Genomic DNA, 5,736 nt, shown 5'->3' with positions numbered 1-5,736 from the left:
CGAATGCGAAAGTGCAACTTCAAAAGGCGTGATCGAGGGAACGCGTGCCATTGCAACGAGCCGGTGGGTCCCTCGCTGACGCGTCGGGTTGTGAGAAAAGCGCAACTTCAAAACGCGTCAGCGAGGCGAAGTCAACATCGTTTTTCCCTCGCTGACGCTTCGGGTTTTGAGAAAAGCGCAACTTCAAAACGCGTCAGCGAGGCGAAGTCAACGTCGTTTGTCCCTCGCTGACGCTTCGGGTTTTGAAAAAAACGCAACTTCAAAAGACTCGTTCTCGCTACTTCGACCGCTGATAGATGGCGGTGAGCAGCGATTCGGTGTCCTTGAATTTCTTTCCGGTCGCGAGCGTTTCGTCGATCAACTTGCGAGCATCGGCTTCGCTGTGCCCCAGCATCACCAGTGCCTCGTACGTGTCCGAAACGATCGGCGATTCGACTTCCATCGCATCAGCCACTTCGTCACCGGCGACCATCAGAGCGAACCGAGGCATCTTGCGCCGAAGTTTCGCGATCACTTTTTCGCTGGTCGCTGGCCCAATGCCAGGAAGCGTTGACAAGGTTTTCGCGTCTTGTTCTTCGATCAGCACAGCCAATTCCTTCACCGGGCGAACCATCGCTCGCAAAGCCTTTTTGACGCCCACGCCATCCACACTGCAGAACAGATCAAAGAACTGCCGTTCGGGAAGCGTCGAGAAACCAATCAGACGAGGCGTCAGGCGACCGCCCTGTGCGTTGCCCTCGATGTAATCCAGCGTGTGCAGCCGAACCTCGTTGCCAATTTGGTTTTGCAGTTGGCGGCGAGTGAAGTCGCCCACATAGACCTCGTAATCAAACGGGGCCGCTTGGATGATGACGCTGATCTCGCCCACCTGGACCAGTTTGCCGGCGATCGAAACGATCATGAAGAAATGGATTCGGGGCTGGAGTGATACTTGAACAATCGGTCCAGCACGCCATTGATGAACCGCGGGCTGTTCTCACCACCGTAACGTTTCGCCAACGTCAGAGCCTCGGAGATCGCGACCTGCCCCGGCGTTCCGCTGTACAGGATCTCATAGGCCCCCAACCGCAGCACATTGCGATCGGTCACTGGCATGCGGTGGAGTGCCCAGTTCGTGGAGAGTTTGCTGAGCTTCGCATCAATGTCATCTCGCCGGGCCAACGTGCCGTCGAGCAGGTCAGCGGCGAAGTCCGTGAGGACTTTGCGACCTTGCAAACGAGAGCGGATGAACTTGCGTGATGTGGCGGCATCACGCCAATCATTGAGATCGGCTTCGTAGAGAAGCTGCAGAACTATTTCGCGGGCGCGTCGACGTGTGGACATGCGAGCGATCATCCCGCAGGAACCTCAGAAGTGTCAACTAGGCCACAGCAAAGTTGTGGACCAGATTCTGCGGGGACGCCGATTCACCCCCGCCGGCTGATCGTTGGATCTGCGAAACGATTGAAACCACCCCTCTGCTAGCGCAGCAAAAAAAGCCGACCGCTTCGATGAAGCGAGCCGACTTTTGGTGGATCGTTTTTTCCTTCGAGCAAGCCTGCTTAGGCTTGGAACGAACTTCCGCAACCGCAGCTTTTCACAGCGTTCGGGTTGTTGAACGTGAAGCCCTGTTTTTCCAGGCTGTCGTACCAGTCCACTTCAGTCCCATCAAGATAAAGCGAGCTTTTCTTGTCGACGACGACGCTGACGCCGTGGCACTCGTATTTCGAATCGGCCTTCATGTCGAAGCTGTCGTCGAAGTTCAGCGTGTAGTTGAATCCGCTGCAACCACCACCGGCGACACCAATCCTCAACAGCATCGAATCATCGAAGTTGTGTTCTTTACGAAAACGCATGACTTCTTCGGCCGCGCGTTCGGTCAATTTGATTGCCATCGTTCGGATGATCCTCGTGAATGGATGGACAGTTGTTTGAAGCTTGGGCCAAGATGGGCGTTGCCAATGCAAAAACTCAACCCCTTGGCCGTTTTGGCACCAATTGCGCCGCAACATTGTGATCGCTGATTGTACCCGCAGGGCTGGTAAATCAACAACCTCTTTTCGCAGCGAACGAGTGTCCGGTTCGTCGGAACCGTTCCAGCGAATGCTTTTTCCAGGCAGGTCGCCGCGTCAGAACAATGGTCATTGGCTTGCCATTTCCCGCCATTTCCTCGGTCAAACGGTCGAATCATCGCGTCAGAACCATGGCTCCATCTCGCGAAATGGCGTCTTTGAAAGATGAAAATTGGCCCGAGAACTGCTTGACCGGTAGAATGATCCCGCCAGGCGGAAACTCGCTGAGAACGATTGCAGCGAGTTTTTCGCTTGCTCTTTTCTCTTTTCTGCACCGTCAGGTGAACGCTATGACCGATTCTTTGGCCGCCCGCGAGGGACGCTGCGCGTCGACCGACCGCCGCTCATTTCTGAAACGTTCGACGCTCGCCGCCGCGTCGGTCACGGTAGTCTCCCCGCATGTCTTGGGCGGTCCCGGCAAAACGCCTCCCAGCGACCAATTTCGATTCGCTCAGATTGGCGTCGGGGGACAGGGAGCTCGCGACGTTCGCCATCTGATCCGTGCCGGCGGCACCCCTGTTGCCCTCTGCGACGTGGACGTTCAACGGGCGGGCAAAACGTTTTGCAAACATCCCGATGCGGAACGCTTCACCGACTACCGCGTGATGCTGGATCAATTCGACAAGGAATTCGACGCAGTCGTGATCAGCACGCCAGACCACACCCACGCGGCGATCGGTTTGGCAGCGATGCGTTATGGCAAACACGTTTACATGCAATGCCCCATGGCCCGCACGTTCGACGAGGTCCAGCGCTTGCAAACCGCTGCCAGCGAGTCAGGACTGATCGTCCAAGCCGGCAATCAAGGGCACACCAGCCTTTCCATGCGAGTCTTCGAAGACTTCCTTCAACGGGGTTCGCTGGGTGAAATCCAATCGGTCCACTGCTGGACGAATCGTCCCGCATGGCCGCAAGGCATGCCGACAGTTCCCACGTCGACGTCCGCACCCATTTCGCTGGACTGGGATCTGTGGCTGGGGCCAGCCGCGGATCGACCGTTCAGCAAGAGCTACCTTCCCGTGACCTGGCGCGGCTGGTGGGACTTCGGCACCGGAGCACTCGGTGACATGGGTTGCCACTTGCTCGATCCCGCCTTCACCACGTTGGGCCTGCAGTTGCCCAGCAACATCACCGCCGACTGTGAATCAGCGGCCTCGGTTTCCTACCCCGTGTGGTCGGAAATCGAGATGAGTTTCGATCCCACGGACGTCTGCCCGGGTGGATTGAAATTGACTTGGCACGACGGAGGCAAACAACCGGAAACGCCGACGATCATTGCGGATGAAACCACTGGTGAACCGGGTTACTCCGCCGACGAATCCGGCTGCATGATTGTAGGTGACAAGATGACTCTCGTCGGATCTCCGCTGGCGACTGAACCAGATCAAATGCCACAGATCGTCGCTGTCGCCAGCGAGGACGATCAGGAACTTGCGGAAGCTCGACAAGCCGCTCGACAAGCCGCTCGCCAACGTGTCGCCCAATTGTCGAATCAAGAGAACGCAACACCCCAGTCCACCTACCAACAATGGATCCAATCCGTCCGAGAAGGCAGATCGGATGCTCACGCCAAAGACCTGAAGACGGCTGGCACCATGACGCAAGCGGCTTTGCTTGGCTGCATCGCAACTCGCTTTCCAGGGGAAACACTTCGCTGGGACAACGCCCAACAAAAATTCGCGGGCTCCAGCATCGCGAATTCCTTCTTGAGCTTCGAACCTCGCGAAGGCCACTCCTTCGAGGCGTGAAGTTGGCCCCTGCCATCCTTGGCTGTTGGTTCAATCCGTTTCGCCGATTGAGCGTCCAGCCGATTTGTATCGCTTTCATTCGTCGCGACCGATTCGGTTGACAAGATTCCGCCGATCCGATCAGATGCTTTGCGGTCGTCCGCACTCGGTCGACCGAATTCAACGCGGACGTTCTTCAACGTGAAAACGTCTGCTTCTCTAGCCAGCGAGCCTAAGTCGCACATCGTGCACCAGCGGTAGCCAGCCAACAACGTTTGTAGCTGTCTGGCATTGCGTCTTTGTCCGACGCAACAACCGCCTGCCATGCCTTGGCAGCATTCCCCGATTTGCCGTCAGAAGAGAACACGATGCTTGCAATGAAACGAAGAACCGTCCCCGTCGCCGCAGTGCTGCTGTCCGCTTGCCTGCTCCACGGAGTCACATCGGCTGAACCCTCGCAATCAGAATTCCCACGTGAAGTGCACCACGCTCAAGGGACCACGACGATCCCCGCGGTCCCGAAACGCGTCGTCGTCATGGACCTTGCGTCACTCGATAACTTCGACACGCTTGGCATTCCAGTGGTCGGCGTTCCCGAACTCGCGTCGCACATGTTTCCAGAGTGGTTGTCCGAATACGCTTCGGATGATTACGCCAAGGTCGGAAGCTTGTTCGAGCCCGACGTCGACGCCATCAAAAAACTCAACCCCGATTTGATCGTTGTGGCTTCCCGATCAAGTGGGAAGCTCGATACTCTGGCATCGATTGCCCCCACCATCGACCTGTCCACAACAACGTCAGGTTTTGTTGCGTCGACGGTTCAAAACCTGCTGACCATTGGAACGATCTTCGACCAACAAGAATTGGCCAACCAAAAAGCGATTGAGTTGCTCCAGAACGTTCGCGAACTTCACACGGATGCGGCGACGCGAGGAACAGGCCTGCTGCTCTTTTCGGTGCGTGACTCCATCATCCCTCAACCGCCCGCCACTCGGTTTGGCGTCATTCACGAACTGATCGGGATGCCGTCCGTGATGACAAAAGCCGACGCCGGCCCACCGCGTCAAAAGAACAAAGCCGATGACGCTCAAGAGCAGACCCCCGAACAAATCGCTCAAGCCGAGGCCCGCAAACGTGAGCAAGCCAAGAAGGACGCGAAGCGTCTGCAGATGTTGCTCGATCGTGATCCTCAATGGCTGATTTCATTGGACCGAAACTCCGCGTTTGGTGAACGTGAAAGCGGGGCCGAAGTACTTCAGTCTCGTACTGCTGTAACGGAATCCGGCGTTTGGCGATCCAAAAAGGTGATCTACCTCGATGGCCGCGGATGGTACTTGGCGCCTGGCGGAGCCCAGCAATTGCAGCACGCGATTGACACCATCCAAAACGCGTTCGACCAACATTCGCAGAACTAGGAACCGTTCGGCGCGGCTCCGCCGAATGGCAACGTCATGCCCCGCCCTCCGCGCTGATGCTTCAGAGCGGAGGGCACCGGAAGGGCACTCCGTTGTCACGACTTCTTCTTCAGCCCCATCAGATACTCGACCACATCCACCAGGCCTTGTTGGTCGGTGGTGTGGTGCAGGTTCTCGGGCATGATCGATTTCTCGCTCTTTTTCACGTCGACAATTTCGTCTTGGTCCAGTTCTAAATCAATCGCTTCCGCCGTTCGCAGAACAAGCTTGTCGTCGGTCTCTGACACCAACACACCGTTCACCACGCGGCCATCTTCGGTCAACGCGATCATGTTCTCGTAGTTGTGACTGATGCCAGCACTGGGTGCCAAGATCGACGTGAACATCGCCTCGCGAGAGAGTTTGGAACCAATTTCGGATAGGTCGGGGCCGACCATCTTTCCAAACCCCTTGACGATTTGGCAGTTCGCCCAGGTCGCCACCCCCCCGAAGAAATCCAAGCCTCATTTCGCGTCCCCATTCAGACACACCCAATCAACAAGC

Annotated in this window: 6 protein-coding genes; 2 read left to right on the top strand and 4 right to left on the bottom strand. The window is 56.8% G+C overall.

Annotated features, from left to right (window positions below):
* Positions 1-277: 277 nt before the first annotated feature.
* From ruvA to ACF8AM_RS18080, 3 genes are all read right to left on the bottom strand, one after another.
* A complete protein-coding gene (gene ruvA / locus ACF8AM_RS18090) occupies positions 278-901 on the bottom strand; it encodes a Holliday junction branch migration protein RuvA (RefSeq protein WP_392556990.1) in 624 nt (207 codons plus the stop codon).
* Positions 898-1,335: a transcription antitermination factor NusB gene (gene nusB / locus ACF8AM_RS18085; RefSeq protein WP_392556989.1), complete on the bottom strand. Its 438-nt coding sequence runs from the start codon at positions 1,333-1,335 to the stop codon at positions 898-900. Before nusB ends, ruvA begins: the two co-directional genes overlap by 4 nt.
* A 206-nt stretch (positions 1,336-1,541) precedes the next feature.
* Complete coding sequence (locus ACF8AM_RS18080) at positions 1,542-1,874, bottom strand: HesB/IscA family protein (protein WP_392556988.1); 333 nt, start codon at positions 1,872-1,874, stop codon at positions 1,542-1,544.
* Between the two features lie 467 nt (positions 1,875-2,341).
* Here ACF8AM_RS18080 and ACF8AM_RS18075 point away from each other — a divergent pair, with 467 nt between their 5' ends.
* Positions 2,342-3,799: a Gfo/Idh/MocA family protein gene (locus ACF8AM_RS18075; protein ID WP_392556987.1), complete on the top strand. Its 1,458-nt coding sequence runs from the start codon at positions 2,342-2,344 to the stop codon at positions 3,797-3,799.
* A gap of 356 nt (positions 3,800-4,155) precedes the next feature.
* Complete coding sequence (locus ACF8AM_RS18070; RefSeq protein WP_392556986.1) at positions 4,156-5,193, top strand: siderophore ABC transporter substrate-binding protein; 1,038 nt, start codon at positions 4,156-4,158, stop codon at positions 5,191-5,193.
* Positions 5,194-5,288: 95 nt separating this feature from the next.
* Here ACF8AM_RS18070 and ACF8AM_RS18065 read toward each other — a convergent pair whose 3' ends face one another.
* On the bottom strand, positions 5,289-5,675 hold the full coding sequence (locus tag ACF8AM_RS18065) for a hypothetical protein (RefSeq protein WP_392556991.1): 387 nt from the start codon (positions 5,673-5,675) through the stop codon (positions 5,289-5,291).
* Positions 5,676-5,736: the final 61 nt, after the last annotated feature.

It is taken from the genome of Rhodopirellula sp. JB055 (assembly GCF_043100905.1).
Classification (GTDB): domain Bacteria; phylum Planctomycetota; class Planctomycetia; order Pirellulales; family Pirellulaceae; genus Rhodopirellula.
Note: the sequence above shows the minus strand (reverse complement) of the source record. Positions and strands in the feature narration are given on the sequence as shown.